The organism is Sinomicrobium soli, assembly GCF_003285545.1.
GTDB lineage: Bacteria > Bacteroidota > Bacteroidia > Flavobacteriales > Flavobacteriaceae > Sinomicrobium.
The window spans coordinates 16,015-33,865 of sequence record NZ_QLNV01000011.1 but is presented as its reverse complement, the minus strand read 5'-3'; the positions used below and the strand labels follow the sequence as shown (position 1 = coordinate 33,865).

The following is a 17,851-nucleotide window of genomic DNA, read 5'->3' as shown; positions in this document are numbered from 1 at the left end:
ATAATTTTTGAAATCATAGCAATGGCATATACAGAAGAAGAACTTAAGAAGGAGCTCGAAACAAAAGAGTACGAGTACGGTTTCTATACGGATATCGAGTCGGACACCTTTCCGGTAGGCCTCAATGAAGACATTGTCAGGGCCATATCCAAAAAAAAGGAAGAACCCGGGTGGATGACCGAATGGCGTGTGGAGGCTTTTCGTGCCTGGGAGCAGATGAAAGAACCGGAATGGGCCAATATTCATTACGAAAAACCGGATTTTCAGAAGATCAGTTATTATTCGGCCCCGAAAAAGAAAGACAAGTACAACAGCCTGGACGAGGTAGACCCGGAGCTGCTGGATACCTTCAATAAGCTGGGGATCTCCCTGGAAGAGCAGAAACGGCTGGCCGGAGTGGCCATAGACGTGGTGATGGACTCGGTGTCGGTAGCTACTACGTTCAGGGAAACACTGGCGGAAAAAGGGATTATTTTCTGTTCCATCAGCGAGGCCATACGGGAATACCCGGAGCTGGTCAAAAAATATATAGGGACCGTAGTGCCCCAAAGGGATAATTTCTATGCGGCACTCAATTCTGCCGTATTCTCAGACGGGTCTTTCTGCTATATTCCCGAAGGGGTACGCTGCCCGATGGAGCTTTCTACCTACTTCAGGATCAACCAGGCGGGAACAGGCCAGTTCGAACGTACCCTGGTCATTGCAGACAAGGGGAGTTATGTGAGTTACCTGGAAGGATGTACGGCGCCCATGAGGGATGAAAACCAGCTGCATGCGGCCGTAGTGGAGCTCATAGCACTGGATGATGCGGAGATTAAATACTCTACCGTGCAGAACTGGTTTCCCGGAGGTAAGGATGGCAAGGGCGGAGTGTTTAATTTCGTGACCAAAAGAGGGTTGTGCGAAACCAATGCCAAGATTTCCTGGACCCAGGTAGAGACCGGAAGCGCCATAACCTGGAAGTATCCCAGCTGTGTGCTCAAGGGAGATCATTCGGTAGGGGAGTTTTACTCCATAGCGGTGACCAATAATTACCAGCAGGCCGATACCGGGACCAAGATGATCCACCTGGGGAAAAACACCAGAAGTACGATCATTTCCAAGGGGATCTCTGCGGGGAAATCCCAGAACAGCTATCGCGGACTGGTACAGGTGAACAGCCGGGCTGCGAATGCGCGGAATTTTTCACAGTGCGATTCGCTGCTTATGGGAAACAACTGCGGGGCGCATACCTTCCCGTATATCGAGGCCAAAAACAAGACGGCCCAGATAGAACACGAGGCTACGACCTCCAAGATCGGGGAAGACCAGATATTCTATTGCAACCAGAGGGGAATAGATACGGAAAAGGCCATAGCGCTTATCGTAAACGGTTTCAGCAAGGAAGTGCTGAACAAGCTGCCCATGGAATTTGCCGTGGAAGCACAAAAACTTCTGGAAATCTCCCTGGAAGGTTCTGTAGGGTAAACTTCCGTAAGCATAATTCCGGGTTTATAGAGAAAAGTAATAAAATATGCGGGGGTCGGTGTCCGTACCGGATAATAAGGAGGCCCCTGTTTTAAACAGAAATGACAAAAATGTTAAAAATAAATAATTTACATGCCGGTGTAGAGGGAAAGGAAATCCTGAAAGGGATCGATCTTGAGGTTAATGCCGGTGAAGTTCATGCCATCATGGGGCCTAACGGTTCCGGCAAGAGTACGCTTTCTTCGGTCATAGCGGGAAAGGAAGAGTTTGAGGTTACCGGCGGGGAGATCCTCTTTGAAGGTGAAGATGTCGACGAACTGGCCGCCGAGGAAAGGGCGCACAAGGGAATTTTCCTGTCGTTCCAGTATCCCGTTGAAATTCCCGGGGTCTCCGTGACCAACTTTATGAGAACTGCGATCAATGAAACGCGGAAGGCCCGCGGACTGGAAGAGATGCCCGCAAGTGAAATGCTCAAAAAGATCAGGGAGAAATCGGAACTGCTCGAAATAGACCGTAATTTCCTGTCGCGATCACTTAACGAAGGCTTTTCGGGAGGAGAGAAAAAACGCAATGAGATCTTCCAGATGGCCATGCTGGAACCCAGGCTGGCCATTCTTGACGAAACGGATTCCGGACTGGATATCGATGCCCTGCGGATCGTCTCTAACGGCGTGAACAAGCTGAGATCCAAAGACAATGCCGTTATCGTGATTACGCACTACCAGAGGCTCCTGGATTATATCGTACCTGATTTTGTACACGTACTGCTCGACGGAAAGATCGTGAAGTCCGGTACGGCCGAACTGGCCCATGTACTGGAAGAGAAAGGATACGACTGGATAAAACAGGAAAAAGTAAGTAATTAGTTCCGGTTAGCCCCGGATTGCGGGACGGCTTCGTATGCCGGCCGGGTGCAATACAGGGGGTATGGAAACCGCCGGGGGTTCCCCCGGGTCCGGAAAGCAACAGAAACTACAACGAAATGGAATTAAAGGATAAACTGGTCTCTTCTTTTCCTGCACACGAAGGTGGTACGGATGTCCGTTCGCCGCTTCACCGCATTCGCACCGAGGCGATGAAGCAGTTCGAACACAAGGGATTTCCTTCCAAAAGGGAAGAGGCGTGGAAATATACTTCTATCAATACCTTGCTGAAACCCGATTACAGCCTGTTTCCCGAAGGAGGAAAGGGACTGGAATTCGAAGAGGTGAAACGCTATTTCATACACGATATCGACTCCTACAGGATAGCGTTTGTAGACGGCAGGTATGACGAAGGCCTTTCGGCAATGGCACATGAGGGTTTTGATATATGCCTGATGAGCACTGCCCTGGAAAAACCCGGGTACAGGGAAGTGGTGGAAAAGTACTTCAACAGTACCGTGAATACCGAAGACAGCCTGACGTCGTTGAATACCGCCTTTCTCAGGGAAGGGGTTTTCGTGCATGTCCCGAAGGGAAAGGTGGTGGACAAGCCCGTACAGATACTGCATTTTTCCACCGGCAGTGAGCCTGCCCTGCTGCTGCAGCCCAGGAACCTTATTGTGGCCGGGGAGAATGCACAGGTACAGGTTATAGAGCGGCACCAGAGCCTTTCGGACCATCCGGTACTGACCAATTCGGTGACCGAGATATTTGCCGGCAAGAGGGCTATGGTGGATTATTACAAGATACAGAACGACAAGCTGTCGGCTTCGCTTATCGATAATACCTATATATCGCAGGAACGGGAAAGCCATGTTTCGGTACATACCTTTTCATTCGGAGGTAAACTCACCAGGAATAACCTGAATTTCTACCACAGGGGAGAATATGTGGAGTCTACCCTGAAAGGGGTTACCATTCTGGAGGGGCAGCAGCATGTGGACCATCATACCCTGGTAAATCACGCCCGTCCCGATTGTGAGAGCCACCAGGATTACAAGGGGATATACGGCGACCGCAGTACGGGAGTGTTCAACGGTAAGGTTATTGTGGAAAAGGAGGCCCAGAAAACGAATGCCTTCCAGCAGAACAACAACATTTTGCTGGACGATAAGGCCACGGTAAACACCAAGCCGCAGCTGGAGATCTTTGCCGATGATGTCAAGTGTTCTCACGGGTGTACCATAGGTCAGCTGGATGACGATGCCCTTTTCTACCTGCGTTCGCGGGGGATTCCCGCCAGGGAGGCTAAAGCCCTGATGATGTATGCTTTTGCCAATAACGTACTGGAGAGCGTAAAAATACCCGAGGTACAAGCGCGTATCAACAAGCTTATTGCCAGGAAGCTCGGGGTGCGTATGGGGTTCGCCTCCGAGGAGTGACAGGCCCGCGGACCTGTGGTCCGTACCTGTTTGATTTTTTGTTTAATGTTATAAAAGCCCGTAAAGATGGCTTCATCCATATCCGGTACCACTTCGTTCGACATACAGCGTATACGCGAAGATTTTCCGATACTGAAGAGAAAGGTGAACGGCCACCCGCTGGTCTATTTCGACAATGCGGCTACATCGCAGACCCCCGGGGTAGTGATCGATGCCATAGTGGATTATTATAGCCGGTACAACGCCAATATACACCGGGGGGTGCATACGCTTTCACAGGAGGCTACCGATGCCTATGAGAAGGCCCGCATAAAACTTCAGCAGCACTTTAATGCAGCCAGGCCTTATGAAATGATCTTTACTTCCGGGACCACTCACGGGATCAACCTGGTGGCCAGCGGATTTGCTTCGTTTCTCGAAAAAGGTGATGAGATCATAGTCTCGGCTATGGAACATCACTCCAATATAGTGCCCTGGCAGATGCTCTGTGAAAAAACGGGGGCCGTACTTCGTGTGATCCCCATGAATGAGGCAGGAGAGCTGGTTGTGGAGGAATATGAAGGAATGCTTTCGGACCGGACAAGGCTGGTTTTCTGTAACCATATCTCCAATGCGCTGGGAACGGTAAACCCGATCGAAAGGATTATTGCTGCGGCACATAAAGCCGGTGCCGCGGTGCTGATAGACGGCGCACAGGCCTGTCCGCATATCCGGCCCGACGTACAGGCGCTCGATGTCGATTTCTATGTGGCTTCTGCACATAAGATGTGCGGCCCTACCGGGGTGGGCGTGCTTTATGGAAAGGAAAGCTGGCTGGAGAAATTGCCTCCTTACCAGGGCGGGGGAGAAATGATCGAAGAGGTGACTTTCGAGAAAACGACCTATGCTGGGCTGCCCCATAAATTTGAAGCCGGAACCCCCAATATATGCGGGGGCATAGCCTTCGGGGCGGCCGTAGACTATCTGAACGGAATAGGTTTTGATGCCATCGCGGCCTATGAACACAAATTGCTGGAATACGCTACCCGGCGCCTGCTGGAAATAGAGGGGCTGCGTATTTACGGAACATCGGAACATAAAACCTCGGTGATTTCCTTTAACCTGGAAGGCATACATCCTTACGACGTAGGAACGATAGTGGATAAACTGGGTATCGCCGTGCGAACAGGGCATCACTGTGCACAGCCCGTTATGGACTATTACAGGATTCCGGGTACGGTAAGGGCGAGTTTCGCTTTTTACAATACTATTGAAGAAGTGGATGTGTTGGTGGAAGCGGTCAAAAAGGCAAAACTGATGCTGAGTTAGCCGGACCAGCGATACGATAGGGGAAAGTTAATAGTGTGAAAATCAATAAAAGAGGAAATTAGGAGGTGCATTTCAAAAATATTTCTAAATTTGCACCTCGCTTAAAAAACACAACTAAACCACTAAACAACAGCATAACAATGTCTTATACAGTGCCGGAGCCTAAGGTTTTTCCCTGTGAGCAAAGTATGGAGCTCGCTGAAAAGATAGCGAAATCTTACGGGACAAAACTGGGAAGTGTAACCTTTTCCAAGTACAGTGACGGGGAGTTCCAGCCTTCTTTTGAGGAATCCGTAAGAGGGTCCAGGGTATTTATCATCGGCTCTACGCATCCCGGTACGGAAAACCTGATGGAAATGCTGCTTATGCTCGATGCGGCCAAAAGGGCATCGGCACGGCACATTACCGCAGTAATGCCTTATTTCGGGTGGGCACGCCAGGACAGGAAAGACAAGCCCAGGGTTCCCATAGGAGCGAAACTTGTGGCCAAGCTGCTGGAAACCGCAGGGGCAACCAGGATCATTACCATGGACCTGCATGCCGACCAGATCCAGGGATTTTTCGAAAAACCTGTCGATCACCTGTTTGCATCGACCATATTCCTGCCCTACCTCGAGTCGCTTAAGCTGGATAATCTCACTATAGCTTCCCCGGATATGGGAGGTTCGAAAAGGGCTTATGCGTATTCCAAGTTCCTGGAGAGTGAGGTAGTGATCTGTTACAAGCAACGCAAAAAGGCCAACGTGATCGATCATATGGAACTGATCGGGGATGTACAGGGTAAAAATGTGGTGCTGGTTGATGATATGGTAGATACGGCGGGAACACTTACCCGGGCTGCAGACCTGATGATGGAGCGGGGAGCAATAAGCGTGAGGGCCATTACAACACATGCCCTGCTTTCCGGAAATGCGTATGAACGCATAGAGGAGTCCAGGCTGGAAGAGCTGATCGTAACAGATTCCATTCCGCTCAGGAAGGAGAGCCCCAAGATAAAAGTGCTCACCTGTGCCAACCTGTTCGCCGATGTGATGCGAAGGGTGCACAGTAATACCTCCATCAGTTCCAAGTTCCTGATGTAGGGCTGTTTTAAAACGAAACATTTTAATTTTTTTATATAATGAAGTCAATTACAATCAAAGGATCTCAAAGAGAAAGCGTGGGCAAGGCGTCGACCAAGGCCTTACGTAATGCTGGAAAGGTTCCTTGCGTACTTTACGGAGGAGACAACCCATTACACTTTTCAGCTGATGTACTTGCATTTTCAAAGTTGGTTTACACTCCGGATGTACACACGGTAGTGATTGACCTCGGGAGTGACAAGTACAATGCGATACTCCAGGACATCCAGTTCCACCCGGTAACCGACGAAATCCTTCACATCGATTTCTACCAGTTGCAGGACGACAAGGAAGTGACCCTGGAGATCCCGGTGAAGATAGAAGGTACTGCCCCCGGTGTTATCAAGGGTGGGGTACTGCGTCTTACCAAGCGCAAGCTCAAGGTCAAGGCTCTTCCTGCCGATCTTCCCGATTTTATTCCTGCTGATATCTCTGAGCTGGAAATAGGGAACAAGCTTTATGTAACGGCCCTGGGAAATGAGAGTTACAAGATCATGCACCCGGACAATACCGTGGTATGCCAGGTGAGGATTTCCCGTGCGGCGATGAAAGCTGCCCAGGATGCTGCCAAGGCAGAAAAAGCGAAATAGAAAGCAGCAGCTTTTTTAAATACGGAACATCCCGGCTACTGTCGGGATGTTTTTTTATTTTTATCCACTGAGTGGGACTAAAAATGCTCCGATGAAAAAATTCCTGATAGCCGGCCTGGGGAATATTGGCCGGGAATATGAAGAAACCCGACATAATATAGGTTTTAAGGTGCTCGATCACCTGGCCGGAAAGGAATCGCTTGCCTTTGAAACGGTGAAGCTCGGCGACCGTTGCGTATACAGGTTTAAAGGAAGGGTGCTGATACTGCTGAAGCCTGCTACATTCATGAACCTCAGTGGCAAGGCTGTAAGATACTGGATGGACAAGGAGAATATTCCCCTGGAAAACCTGCTGGTGATCACCGATGATATCAACCTGCCCTTCGGTACCATAAGGCTTAAGGGTAAGGGAAGTGACGGGGGGCACAACGGCCTGAAGAGTATACAGCAGTTGCTGGGTACTTCACAGTACTGCCGTTTTCGCTTTGGCGTCGGTGCCGATTTTACCAGGGGAAGGCAGATAGATTACGTACTGGGAACGTGGAATGAAGAGGAAGAGGCGGCTCTGCCGGAGCGCCTCGGGCAATCCTGTGAGCTGATACGCTCTTTTGCTACTGCCGGGCTTGGTAATACGATGAATGCGTTTAACGGGAAATAAACAGGGGGGGTGTAGTTGTTTAGTTCTTAGTTGGTAGTTCGTAGTTTGGGCAGGTGTGTCGAAGTGCCGGGGCAGGGTGATCCCAAATAAAAAGGCGGAGTATAACTCCGCCTTTTTGCCCCAAATCTTACCATGAACTTAACCTACTTATGCTATGGTGATTCAAATATAAGCCTTGTTTTGTGGATTTAAAAAAAATATTCGATAAAAGGCTTATAAATCCGATAAAAGCCTTTTATTGTCTTTTTGCGAAGTTTTTTAATAAGCCCTGTCCTTGTTTCCTTCGTAAAAATTTATAAATGCCTTGTTCACCACCCTGTTGCCCCCCGGGGTAGGATAGTTGCCGGTGAAATACCAGTCGCCCAGGTTTTCCGGGCAGGCTTTATGCAGGTTTTCCACCGATTGGAAAATGATCTTGACACTGGCCCTGATGTCTTCCGAACTCAGCATTTCCGATATTTTAGCTGATATTTCCTCATCGGTAAACGCTGTGTAGAACTGTTGTACGGCATTTTTCACCTCCTTGTCGGGGTAGTCTACCTGTGCCTTGCATTCGCGGTATATCTTGTCTACGATATCGTATGACCCCCTTTCCCTGTGTAACTCCAGTGCGGCACGGAAAGCGACCAGGTCCTCGAGGCGCGCCATGTCGATGCCGTAGCAGTCCGGGTAACGGATCTGCGGGGCAGAGGATACGACGACTATGGATTTCGGGTCGAGCCGGTCCATCATTCTGATAATGCTCTTTTTGAGGGTAGTACCCCGCACAATGCTGTCGTCGATGATCACCAGGTTGTCTTCCGGCCTGATGACACCGTAGGTGACGTCGTAAACGTGTGCTACGAGATCGTCCCGGCTGCTGTCTTCCGTAATAAAGGTACGCAGTTTGGCATCCTTGATCGCGATCTTTTCCGTACGCAGCCGCCGGGACAGTATTTCGGTGAGCCGTTCGTCGGTGAGATGGTCTCTTTCCTTGAGGATCTGCCTGTTCTTCTCTTTGTTCAGTTCGTCCTGGGCAGCCTCTACCAGTCCGTAGAAAGAGGTTTCTGCCGTATTGGGGATATACGAAAAGACCGTATTGGCCGTGTCGTGGTCGATGGCGTCCAGGACCTTGGGCATGAGAAGCCTTCCGAGATCCTTGCGTTCGCGGTAGATTTCCGCATCGCTTCCCCTTGAAAAATATATGCGCTCGAAAGAGCAGGCGCGGCGTTCCAGTTTCGGGAGTATCTTTTTATGGACAACGGAGCCGCTGGCCTTTACGATCACGGCATGGCCCGGGGTGATTTCCCGTACCTCTTCAAAAGGGACGTTGAATACGGTCTGTATTACCGGTCGTTCCGAAGCGATAACCACTACTTCGTCGTCGTGATAGAAATACGCGGGACGTATTCCTGCCGGATCGCGCAGCACAAAGGCATCTCCGTGCCCCAGCAATCCTGCCATGGCATAGCCCCCGTCCCAGTTTTTGGCAGATTTCTTCAGTATTTTGGCTATATTTAGCCTTTCGGCGATCAGTGCCGAAGCTTCCATCTTATTGTAGCCTTCATGCTTGATCTCTTTGTAGAGTTTGGCCACGGCATCGTCGAGGAAATGACCTATTTTTTCCATAACCGTAATGGTATCGGCTTTTTCCTTGGGATGCTGCCCCAGGCGTATGAGATTGTCAAAAAGCTCATTGACATTGGTCATGTTGAAATTTCCGGCCACTATGAGGTTGCGGTGCTTCCAGTTGTTTTGCCGCAGCAGGGGCTGAACATTTTCGATACTGTTCTTCCCGTAGGTACCGTAACGCACATGGCCCAGGAACAATTCTCCTATGTAGGGGATGTTTTTTTTCTGTAATGCCACATCATTTTCGTATTCCGGGTGTTCTTTCAGCGTTCCGCTGATACGGCCGTTTATCTGCGAAAAGATGTCCTGTATGGGCTGCGACTGGTTGGAGCGTACCCTGCTGATGTACCGTTCTCCCGGGGCCACATCCAGTTTTATGCTGGCAAACCCCGCACCGTCCTGTCCGCGGTTGTGCTGCTTTTCCATCATCAGGTACATCTTGTTGACGCCGTAAAACGCACTTCCGTACTTTTCCTTGTAGTATTCGAGAGGTTTTAGGAGTCTGATCACGGCTATACCGCATTCGTGTTTAATAGCGTCGCTCATCGGTGTTGTTGTGTTTGTATGAACAAAAAAGGCCCCGGAAATCCGGGGCGTGGTATTTTATGTTAGTTCTATTTCGAATTGTGTCAATGCCTTAAACTGTAACAGTCTTTTCCGTATTTCTTCTTTCGAGAGTTTCTGCATGCGCTCGGTGCCGAATTTTTCGACGCAGAACGAGGCGAGGTTGGAGCCGTAAATGACAGCATTTTTCATATTCTCGAAAGAGGTGTCGCCTGTTGCCGCAATGTATCCGGAGAAGGCTCCTGCAAAAGTGTCTCCCGCCCCCGTGGGGTCGAACACCTCTTCCAGGGGCAGGGCCGGTGCAAAAAAGATATTGTCATCGTGAAAGAGCAGGGCACCGTGTTCTCCTTTTTTGATCACCACGTAGCGGGGTCCCATTTCCCGTATTTTCTGGGCGGCTTTCACCAGGGAGTATTCCCGGGTAAGCTGCCGGGCTTCTTCGTCGTTGATGGTGATCACATCGGTCCGGGCAATGACCTGCATGAGTTCGTCCCAGGTATGGTCCATCCAGAAATTCATGGTGTCGAGAACAATGAGTTTCGGCGAAGCCATCTGCTCGATGACCCCGAGCTGCGTAAGCGGGTGCAGGTTTCCGAGCAGTACCACATCCGCGTCCTTGTGGTGTTCGGGGATCACGGGATTAAAATCTCCCAGTACATTGAGCTGTGTTTCCAGGGTGTCCCTGGAATTGAGGTCGTTGTGATATCTTCCGCTCCAGAAGAAGGTCTTTCCTCCCTTTACGATCTCGATCGCCGAGGTGTCTATATTCCGTTTTCTCAACATGGAGAGGTATTCCTCGGGGAAGTCTTCGCCTACCACGGAAACGATGGCGACCTCTATCCCGAACTGCGAAGCGGCCAGGCCTATATACGGAGCGGCACCGCCGAGAATTTTATCTGTTTTTCCGAAAGGGGTTTCAATAGCATCAAAGGCCGTGCTTCCGACCGCCAGCAGTTTGCTCATATTGAAATTTTTTGCAAACTTACGCAAATTTATCGGTCTCGAAAAACGTTAGAACCATCTACTTTGGCTCGCCTTGTCCTGAGAGGATGTCCGGGTTTTTCTTTTCCGAAAAACCGGTGTCTTCCGGAAGGTCTGTTTTTTTGGAGGCTTCTACGGCCAGAAAATCGCAGCGTTCGTTCTGCGGATGGTTGTTATGGCCTTTTATCCAGTGAAAACGCACATGGTGCCGGCGGTATTCCCGGAGGAATTCGGTCCATAGATCGGCGTTTTTCTTTCCTTTGAAATGATTGCGTTCCCAGTTGAAGACCCATTTTTTTTCAACGGCATCGGCAACATACCTCGAATCGGTAAAGACCTTGACATTGGTATTGGGGTGCTTCAGTTTTTTCAGGGCTTCGATAACCGCGAGCAGTTCCATGCGGTTGTTGGTCGTATGGCGGAAACCCTGCGAAAACTCCTTCACGTATTTTTTTCCCGCCCATTCCATGACAATGCCGTATCCGCCGGGACCGGGGTTTCCCCGGGCAGCGCCATCAGTATATATATGTACGTCGAAAGTGTTCAAAGCTAAAAGTGTTTTAGATAAGGATATTCCGGCAGTATTTCAGTTTTCTGTTAAAAGCTGTGCTATCACCCGGGGAAAATGCTCGTATTCCAGGGCGTGTACTTTTCCGGCAACATCTTCAGGGGTGTCTGACGGGAGTATGGCCACCCTGGCCTGGAAGATCACGGCACCTTCGTCGTAATTTTCGTTTACATGATGTATGGTGATACCGCTTTCGGTTTCCCGGTTTTCGGTTATGGCCCGGTGTACATTCATGCCGTACATGCCCCTGCCGCCGTATTTGGGGAGCAATGCGGGGTGTATGTTGATCACCCTGCCGGGAAAGGCCCGGAGGATATTGTCGGGAAATTTCCAGAGAAAACCTGCCAGTACGATGAGGTCCGGGCCGATGTCCTTCAGGAGGTTGACGATCAGATCGGAACGGTAAAGTGCTTTCCGGTTAAAATAAAGGGCATCGATATCCTGCCGGTCTGCCCTGTCCAGTACGCCTGCCTCCCTCTTGTTGGAGAGTACCAGGACTACCCTGGCGCTTTCGCTTTCGGAAAAGAAACGGATAATATTTTCCGCATTGGTGCCGGAACCTGAAGCAAATATGACAATTTTTTTCACCGGTTACTTGTTTTTACAGGGCAAAAGAGCGCCTTTCCGGGAGCTGGTTGACCCCGGCGATGACGGCCGGCTATGCCCCTGTTTACGGAGGCAAAAGAACGCATAATAATTAAGAATTAGAAATTAAAAGTAAAATAGGTATTTTATTTTTTAGTAAATTACAGCCACATTTTGGAACTTAGATGTTGTTTTCAACCAAAGTTTTTTATTTTTGCCATCAATTTAAATTTTAAAACTAAAAGATTATGTCAGACATTGCATCAAGAGTAAAAGCGATCATCGTAGACAAATTAGGTGTTGACGAGAATGAGGTTGTACCGGAAGCAAGTTTCACCAATGACCTCGGTGCAGACTCCCTGGACACAGTGGAATTGATTATGGAGTTTGAAAAAGAATTCGATATTCAGATCCCTGACGATCAGGCAGAAAATATCGCTACTGTAGAGCAGGCCATAAAATACATCGAAGAGGCAAAATAAGAATAGGAATATTATAGCAATAAGGGCATGAAACAGAATTCCTGTTTGCCCGGAATTCTGTTTTTATGCCGGATATATTGTGTTTATCTACACGTATTCGGGCTATGTCTGATGGTCCCGGACTCAACAGAAAAAACAGTGAAAAGGGGAGGTATCTTTAAAGTGCTCCCCTGTTTTTCCTCATATCCGGGGATAGATTTTGCAAGGTTTATAGACCTGGATCTCCATAGGGCTGTCACTTTTCCTGCCTGTGGGATGATGTTATCCCGGTTTTCAGGACAAGTGCCTTCTTTTTGAGATGTGTACGTATCCCCAGCGGATGCATGATCATGTGAACGAAGCTTCCGCTTCCTGAGCATATCACAAAAAAACAGTTTGGACTAATATTTATTCGAATGAAATTAAGGCGAGTTGTTGTCACAGGATTAGGAGCTTTAACCCCGATAGGCAATACCCTGGAGGAATATTGGCAAGGCTTGAAAAACGGCGTTAGCGGTGCCGCTCCGATTACCCACTTCGACGCTTCTAAGTTCAAAACGCAATTTGCTTGTGAGGTAAAGAATTTCAATGTTACCGATTTTATAGACCGGAAGGAAGCCAGGAGACTCGACAAGTTTTCACAGTACGCCATGGTGGCGGCAGACGAGGCTATCGCAGACTCGGGAATTGAACTGGACAGCATTGACAAGGAGAGAACCGGCGTAGTCTGGGGAGCGGGTATCGGCGGATTGGAGACTTTTCAGGAAGAAGTGCTCAATTACAGTAACGGAGACGGAACTCCCAGGTTTAATCCTTTCTTTATCCCGAAGATGATAGCCGATATGGCTCCGGGGCTTATCTCGATCAAGCACGGTTTTATGGGGCCTAACTATACGACGGTCTCTGCTTGTGCTTCTTCGGCCAATGCCATGATAGATGCCCTGAACTATATTCGCCTGGGATATGCCGACGTTATTGTGTCGGGAGGTTCGGAAGCAGCCGTAACAGCGGCAGGGATGGGAGGTTTTAATGCCATGCATGCGCTTTCTACCCGAAATGATGACCCGCAGACCGCATCCAGGCCTTTCGACAAGAACAGGGATGGTTTTGTGCTGGGAGAAGGAGCCGGGGCGCTGATCCTCGAAGAGTACGAACACGCCAAAGCGAGAGGGGCCAAAATATATGCCGAACTGGTTGGCGGCGGACTGTCTGCCGATGCCTACCACATGACCGCTCCGCATCCCGAAGGGAAAGGAGTTAAGGCAGTAATGCGCAACTGCCTGGAAAATGCAGGGCTTAAACCGGAAGATGTGGATGCCATCAATACTCATGGAACATCTACACCGCTTGGAGATGTGGCCGAACTCAGGGCGATTACGGAAGTGTTCGGAGAGCATGCCGGGAATATCAACATCAATTCGACCAAATCCATGACGGGGCACCTGCTGGGTGCGGCGGGGGCCATAGAGGCCATAGCGTCGATACTGGCCATGGAGCACAAACTGGTTCCGCCGACGATTAATCACAGTACCCCGGATGAAAAGATATCGCCGGAACTGAACCTTACCCTGAACAAGGCCCAGGAGCGGGATATCAGGGTAGCCATGAGCAATACTTTTGGTTTCGGAGGGCATAATGCCTGTGTACTGTTTAAAAAACTGGATTAGCTTAAGCTTGAATGAAAATCGTTCAGAACATATTAAATTCCCGCTCAGATGACGACGGGAATTTTTTTTTGATGCTCAGAAAAATGCTGGGTTTTTCTCCGAAACACCTCGGGTTTTACAGGAAGGCTTTCACCCATAGGTCGGCCAACCGTAAAGACCGGGACGGAAACCCCATGAACTATGAGCGGCTGGAGTTTCTGGGCGATACCATGCTGAGTACCATTATATCGTATTACCTGTTCAAAATGGTCCCGGCCGGTGACGAAGGCTATCTTACCAAAATGAGATCGAAGGTCGTAAGCCGGGAACACCTGAACGAGCTCGGGAAGGAGCTGGGACTGGTGCGCCATATAGACTCGAGGATATCCAGGGAAAGTTTCGGGGAGAATATTCACGGGAACCTCTTCGAGGCATTGCTCGGGGCCATATACCTGGACCGGGGCTACAAGTACTGCGAGAAGTTTGTCTATCGCAGGGTCATAGAGCCCTATGTGGATATCGAAAGGCTCGAAGGGAAGATCATCAGCTATAAGAGTTTTGTGATAGAATGGTGCCAGAAAGAAAAAAAATCATTTAGCTTTGAGGTATACGAAGATAGCGGTAATGAAAGTGTAAGGCATTTTTCCGTACGGCTTTTTATAGAGGGAAAAGTGATATCGAAAGGAAGGGCGACCTCCAAGAAAAAAGCAGAGGAACAGGCGTCGAAAAGGGCGTATTATGCACTGCAGGATAAAATGCAGTAGGCGAAATCGTTTTCGGTGCTATTATTTGGTTAAACCTCGCAGATATAGTTGCCTAATCGCTTGCATACCCCTATATTTACACTTCCATGTAAATTTATATGGCTACACTCAAACTGTCAGATGATTTTTACGAGCCTGCCTTTTCCCTGATCGCTATTCACTGTTCTGCGGAGGCATGCCGTCTGGCCTATTTTCTCAATGCCGGCCTGGGAATAAGATTAAAGAGAATGATAAGAGATGATGTGCGTGAAAATGATTTGCTGTCGGAGTATTACGAATGGGAGAACGATATGGACGAAGTCGTATGGGCTCTGGTGGTCAATGCGGCCAGGTCTGTAGTGTCGCTGGCGGGGGAGAATCTCTTTTCCGCGGATCAGCTGACCGTAACCCGTTATCTTGTTCCGGAACTGAAAAAGGTAGACTGTTTTCTGAAGATAGACAATGCCGAAGGAGAAGATCACGGAAGTACCGTAGTGTGTAAAATAAATAAAATACCTCAGGTGACTACGGCATATGAGGTGGATGTGAACCAACTAAAATCGAAACACAATTTAATTTTTTGATAATGCCAAACAGAAAAAAAACGAAAATTGTCGCTACTCTGGGACCTGCTACCAGCAGGAAGGAAATCCTGAAGGACATGATAGAAGCGGGAGTTGATGTTTTCCGGATCAATTTCTCCCACGCCAATTACGAGGATGTGGCCGAGCGGATCAGTATGATCAGGGAGCTCAATGAAGAATTCGGATATAATACCGCGATCCTTGCCGACCTGCAGGGGCCCAAGCTTCGTGTGGGGGTAATGGCTGAAGATGTGGTAGTGAACAAGGGAGACGAGATCACTTTTATTACAGGAGAGGAATTCAAGGGAAGCCGGGAAAAGGTGTATATGAATTATGAAGCGTTTCCGCGGGATGTACAGCCCGGTGAACGTATTCTCCTGGACGATGGCAAACTGATCTTTGAAGTGGTGGATACGGATAAGAAAAGTACGGTAAAGGCAAAGGTAATACAGGGAGGAGCACTAAAGTCGAAGAAGGGGGTCAACCTGCCCAATACCAAGGTATCCCTGCCTGCACTGACGGAGAAGGATATCAAGGATGCCATCTTTGCGATAGGGAAAGAGGTAGACTGGATAGCCCTGTCTTTTGTAAGGCACAGCCAGGACCTTATAGACCTGCAGGAGCTGATCAGGGAGCACTCCGACAAGAAGATCCCCATTATAGCCAAGATAGAGAAACCTGAAGGTGTTGAAAACATAGACAAGATCGTGGCGTATTGTGACGGTCTTATGGTAGCCCGGGGCGATCTCGGGGTGGAGGTGCCTGCACAGGAGGTACCCCTGATCCAGAAACAGCTTGTACTCAGGGCCAAAAAAGCCAGGATACCCGTGATTATTGCCACCCAGATGATGGAGAGCATGATCACCAGTCTTACCCCTACCCGGGCCGAGGTAAACGATGTGGCCAATTCCGTGATGGACGGTGCCGATGCCGTGATGCTTTCGGGAGAGACTTCCGTGGGGAGCTATCCGGTACAGGTGATCGAGAAAATGTCGAGCATAGTCACCAGTGTCGAACACTCGCCCCTGGTAAAGGTGCCCCAGGAACCGCCGCATATCAGGACAAGAAGGTATATCACCAAATCGGTGTGCTACCACGCTGCCCTGATGGCCAACGAGATAAAGGCAAAGGTGATCACTACCCTTACCAATAGCGGGTACACGGCCTTCCAGATCTCTTCATGGCGCCCGCAGGCCCACATTCTCGTGTTTACGTCGAACAGGAGGCTGCTTACCCAGCTCAACCTGCTCTGGGGGGTCAAGGCCTTTTATTACGACAGGTATGTGACTACGGATGAAACGATAGATGATGTAAATAACCTGGCCAGGGAAAAGGGTTTTGTGGAAACAGGGGATATGATGATCAGCCTTGCCGCCATGCCGATACAGGAAAAGGGAATGGTAAATACGATGCGGGTAACCGAGATCCATTAATCAGGCATATAGAGGGCCGGTATTTACCGGCGGAGCAGTATATTGACAAAGCGCAGCGGGGAGAATTTCCGCTGCGCTTTTTTGTTGCCCGGGTGACGGTTAAAAGTCGAATTTCAATTGTACGACCACCTGTTCTTCCCTGGGCGTATTGAGGTTGCTTACCGAAATTCCCAGCAGGCGTACCGAATTGAGCAGCCTGTCCTGGTAGAGCAATGCTTTTGCCGTTTCGAGAATAAGGCTTCTGTCACTGATAAAGTAAGGAAGGGTCCTGCTGCGTGTCTGTAAGGTAAAATCGCTGTACTTGATCTTCAGGGTTACGGTCTTTCCCGATATTTTCTTCTCTTTCAGCCGTCCGGAAAGTTCGGTGGCAATATGGTCCAGGCGTTCGAGCATGAATATCTCAGACGACAGGTTTTCGGCAAAAGTGCGCTCTGCTCCTATCGATTTCGGGGTACGGTCCGGTTTTACCGGGCTGAGGTGTATGCCCCTGACGATGTTGTAGTAATGTGTTCCGGCCTTGCCGAATTGTTCCTGCAGGAATTCCATAGGCTTGAGGCTCAGGTCCTTTCCGGTAAAAATACCGAGACTGTACATTTTTTCGGCAGTAACTTTCCCTATACCGTGAAATTTTTTGATATCGAGGGCATGAAGAAAGGGAATGACATCCTCAGGGTTCACCGTTTTTTGTCCGTCAGGCTTGTTGTAGTCGGAAGCGATCTTGGCGATAAACTTGTTTATGGAGATCCCGGCGGAAGCCGTAAGCCCCGTTTCTTCCAGGATCCGTTGTCGTATTTCGGCGGCCAGCATGGTGGCAGAAGGGTTTCCTTTCTTGTTTCGGGTCACGTCGAGGTAAGCCTCGTCCAGTGACAGGGGCTCCACCAGGTCGGTATACTCGCGGAAGAGCTGCCTTATGCGCAGGGAGATTTCGCGGTAGCGGTCGAACCGGGGTTTTACGAACAGGAGTCCGGGACACAGTTTCCGGGCCAGGGCACCGCTCATGGCACTCCGCACCCCGAATTTCCGGGCTTCGTAACTCGCCGCTGCGACCACCCCGCGCTTGCTGCTGCCTCCTACGGCCAGCGGCTTCCCCCGGAGTTCGGGATGGTCCATCTGCTCTACGGAAGCATAGAAGGCATCCATGTCGATATGGATAATTTTGCGATATACGGAGAGGTCGTCCATAAATGATTTAACTTTGGCAAAGGTCTGAAACTTATGTCAATTAT

17 protein-coding genes are annotated in these 17,851 nt (G+C 49.5%); 12 read left to right on the top strand and 5 right to left on the bottom strand.

The features are described 5' to 3' along the window. Nucleotides 1–21: 21 nt before the first annotated feature. From sufB to pth, 7 genes are all read left to right on the top strand, one after another. Entirely contained in the window at nucleotides 22–1,467 is a 1,446-nt protein-coding gene (gene sufB / locus DN748_RS14030; protein ID WP_112372540.1) for a Fe-S cluster assembly protein SufB, read from the top strand. 110 nt (nucleotides 1,468–1,577) lie between these two features. After that, a complete protein-coding gene (sufC, locus tag DN748_RS14025; protein ID WP_112372458.1) occupies nucleotides 1,578–2,333 on the top strand; it encodes a Fe-S cluster assembly ATPase SufC in 756 nt (251 codons plus the stop codon). Between the two features lie 116 nt (nucleotides 2,334–2,449). Beyond that, on the top strand, nucleotides 2,450–3,772 hold the full coding sequence (sufD, locus tag DN748_RS14020; protein WP_112372539.1) for a Fe-S cluster assembly protein SufD: 1,323 nt from the start codon (nucleotides 2,450–2,452) through the stop codon (nucleotides 3,770–3,772). A 66-nt stretch (nucleotides 3,773–3,838) separates the two neighbouring features. Then, the gene (locus DN748_RS14015; protein ID WP_112372457.1) at nucleotides 3,839–5,080 is read left to right on the top strand and encodes an aminotransferase class V-fold PLP-dependent enzyme; all 1,242 of its coding nucleotides are present in this window, start codon (nucleotides 3,839–3,841) and stop codon (nucleotides 5,078–5,080) included. Nucleotides 5,081–5,220: 140 nt separating this feature from the next. Next, nucleotides 5,221–6,162: a ribose-phosphate pyrophosphokinase gene (locus tag DN748_RS14010; protein WP_112372456.1), complete on the top strand. Its 942-nt coding sequence runs from the start codon at nucleotides 5,221–5,223 to the stop codon at nucleotides 6,160–6,162. A gap of 38 nt (nucleotides 6,163–6,200) precedes the next feature. Then, nucleotides 6,201–6,791, top strand: a complete 591-nt coding sequence (locus DN748_RS14005; protein ID WP_112372455.1) for a 50S ribosomal protein L25/general stress protein Ctc — start codon at nucleotides 6,201–6,203, stop codon at nucleotides 6,789–6,791. Between the two features lie 91 nt (nucleotides 6,792–6,882). Next, on the top strand, nucleotides 6,883–7,449 hold the full coding sequence (gene pth, locus DN748_RS14000) for an aminoacyl-tRNA hydrolase (protein WP_112372454.1): 567 nt from the start codon (nucleotides 6,883–6,885) through the stop codon (nucleotides 7,447–7,449). A gap of 258 nt (nucleotides 7,450–7,707) precedes the next feature. Here pth and DN748_RS13995 read toward each other — a convergent pair whose 3' ends face one another. The 4 genes from DN748_RS13995 to purN are packed head-to-tail and all read right to left on the bottom strand — an operon-like array spanning nucleotide 7,708 to nucleotide 11,761. Continuing rightward, nucleotides 7,708–9,606: an amidophosphoribosyltransferase gene (locus DN748_RS13995; RefSeq protein WP_112372453.1), complete on the bottom strand. Its 1,899-nt coding sequence runs from the start codon at nucleotides 9,604–9,606 to the stop codon at nucleotides 7,708–7,710. Between the two features lie 57 nt (nucleotides 9,607–9,663). Beyond that, nucleotides 9,664–10,587: a PfkB family carbohydrate kinase gene (locus tag DN748_RS13990; RefSeq protein WP_112372452.1), complete on the bottom strand. Its 924-nt coding sequence runs from the start codon at nucleotides 10,585–10,587 to the stop codon at nucleotides 9,664–9,666. A gap of 58 nt (nucleotides 10,588–10,645) precedes the next feature. Next, nucleotides 10,646–11,152 carry a ribonuclease HI gene (rnhA, locus tag DN748_RS13985; RefSeq protein ID WP_112372451.1) on the bottom strand — a complete coding sequence of 169 codons (507 nt, stop codon included), beginning with the start codon at nucleotides 11,150–11,152 and terminating at the stop codon, nucleotides 10,646–10,648. A 39-nt stretch (nucleotides 11,153–11,191) separates the two neighbouring features. Continuing rightward, entirely contained in the window at nucleotides 11,192–11,761 is a 570-nt protein-coding gene (gene purN / locus DN748_RS13980; RefSeq protein WP_112372450.1) for a phosphoribosylglycinamide formyltransferase, read from the bottom strand. 245 nt (nucleotides 11,762–12,006) lie between these two features. Between purN and DN748_RS13975 the strand changes: the two genes are divergently transcribed. From DN748_RS13975 to pyk, 5 genes are all read left to right on the top strand, one after another. Then, a complete protein-coding gene (locus DN748_RS13975; RefSeq protein WP_072316774.1) occupies nucleotides 12,007–12,240 on the top strand; it encodes an acyl carrier protein in 234 nt (77 codons plus the stop codon). A gap of 395 nt (nucleotides 12,241–12,635) precedes the next feature. After that, nucleotides 12,636–13,886 (top strand): beta-ketoacyl-ACP synthase II, encoded by a 1,251-nt coding sequence (gene fabF / locus DN748_RS13970; RefSeq protein WP_112372449.1) that lies wholly within the window; start codon nucleotides 12,636–12,638, stop codon nucleotides 13,884–13,886. Between the two features lie 11 nt (nucleotides 13,887–13,897). After that, complete coding sequence (gene rnc / locus DN748_RS13965; RefSeq protein WP_112372448.1) at nucleotides 13,898–14,629, top strand: ribonuclease III; 732 nt, start codon at nucleotides 13,898–13,900, stop codon at nucleotides 14,627–14,629. 98 nt (nucleotides 14,630–14,727) lie between these two features. Further along, nucleotides 14,728–15,192, top strand: coding sequence for an IPExxxVDY family protein (locus tag DN748_RS13960; protein WP_112372447.1), 465 nt, complete (start codon nucleotides 14,728–14,730; stop codon nucleotides 15,190–15,192). A gap of 2 nt (nucleotides 15,193–15,194) precedes the next feature. After that, nucleotides 15,195–16,625, top strand: a complete 1,431-nt coding sequence (pyk, locus tag DN748_RS13955; protein ID WP_112372446.1) for a pyruvate kinase — start codon at nucleotides 15,195–15,197, stop codon at nucleotides 16,623–16,625. 99 nt (nucleotides 16,626–16,724) lie between these two features. Here the strand turns inward: pyk and dinB are convergent, their stop codons facing one another. Continuing rightward, nucleotides 16,725–17,807 carry a DNA polymerase IV gene (gene dinB / locus DN748_RS13950; protein ID WP_112372445.1) on the bottom strand — a complete coding sequence of 361 codons (1,083 nt, stop codon included), beginning with the start codon at nucleotides 17,805–17,807 and terminating at the stop codon, nucleotides 16,725–16,727. Nucleotides 17,808–17,851 lie beyond the last annotated feature (44 nt).

What these genes read in the sequence shown, in the direction of transcription:
- fabF (WP_112372449.1), top strand. Translation starts at nt 12,636, where the DNA reads ATGAAATTAAGGCGAGTTGTTGTCACAGGATTAGGAGCTTTAACCCCG.
- rnc (WP_112372448.1), top strand. Translation starts at nt 13,898, where the DNA reads ATGAAAATCGTTCAGAACATATTAAATTCCCGCTCAGATGACGACGGG.
- sufC (WP_112372458.1), top strand. Translation starts at nt 1,578, where the DNA reads ATGTTAAAAATAAATAATTTACATGCCGGTGTAGAGGGAAAGGAAATC.
- DN748_RS13995 (WP_112372453.1), bottom strand. Translation starts at nt 9,606, where the DNA reads ATGAGCGACGCTATTAAACACGAATGCGGTATAGCCGTGATCAGACTC.
- pyk (WP_112372446.1), top strand. Translation starts at nt 15,195, where the DNA reads ATGCCAAACAGAAAAAAAACGAAAATTGTCGCTACTCTGGGACCTGCT.
- sufB (WP_112372540.1), top strand. Translation starts at nt 22, where the DNA reads ATGGCATATACAGAAGAAGAACTTAAGAAGGAGCTCGAAACAAAAGAG.
- dinB (WP_112372445.1), bottom strand. Translation starts at nt 17,807, where the DNA reads ATGGACGACCTCTCCGTATATCGCAAAATTATCCATATCGACATGGAT.
- DN748_RS13975 (WP_072316774.1), top strand. Translation starts at nt 12,007, where the DNA reads ATGTCAGACATTGCATCAAGAGTAAAAGCGATCATCGTAGACAAATTA.
- sufD (WP_112372539.1), top strand. Translation starts at nt 2,450, where the DNA reads ATGGAATTAAAGGATAAACTGGTCTCTTCTTTTCCTGCACACGAAGGT.
- pth (WP_112372454.1), top strand. Translation starts at nt 6,883, where the DNA reads ATGAAAAAATTCCTGATAGCCGGCCTGGGGAATATTGGCCGGGAATAT.
- DN748_RS13960 (WP_112372447.1), top strand. Translation starts at nt 14,728, where the DNA reads ATGGCTACACTCAAACTGTCAGATGATTTTTACGAGCCTGCCTTTTCC.
- DN748_RS14010 (WP_112372456.1), top strand. Translation starts at nt 5,221, where the DNA reads ATGTCTTATACAGTGCCGGAGCCTAAGGTTTTTCCCTGTGAGCAAAGT.
- DN748_RS14015 (WP_112372457.1), top strand. Translation starts at nt 3,839, where the DNA reads ATGGCTTCATCCATATCCGGTACCACTTCGTTCGACATACAGCGTATA.
- DN748_RS13990 (WP_112372452.1), bottom strand. Translation starts at nt 10,587, where the DNA reads ATGAGCAAACTGCTGGCGGTCGGAAGCACGGCCTTTGATGCTATTGAA.
- DN748_RS14005 (WP_112372455.1), top strand. Translation starts at nt 6,201, where the DNA reads ATGAAGTCAATTACAATCAAAGGATCTCAAAGAGAAAGCGTGGGCAAG.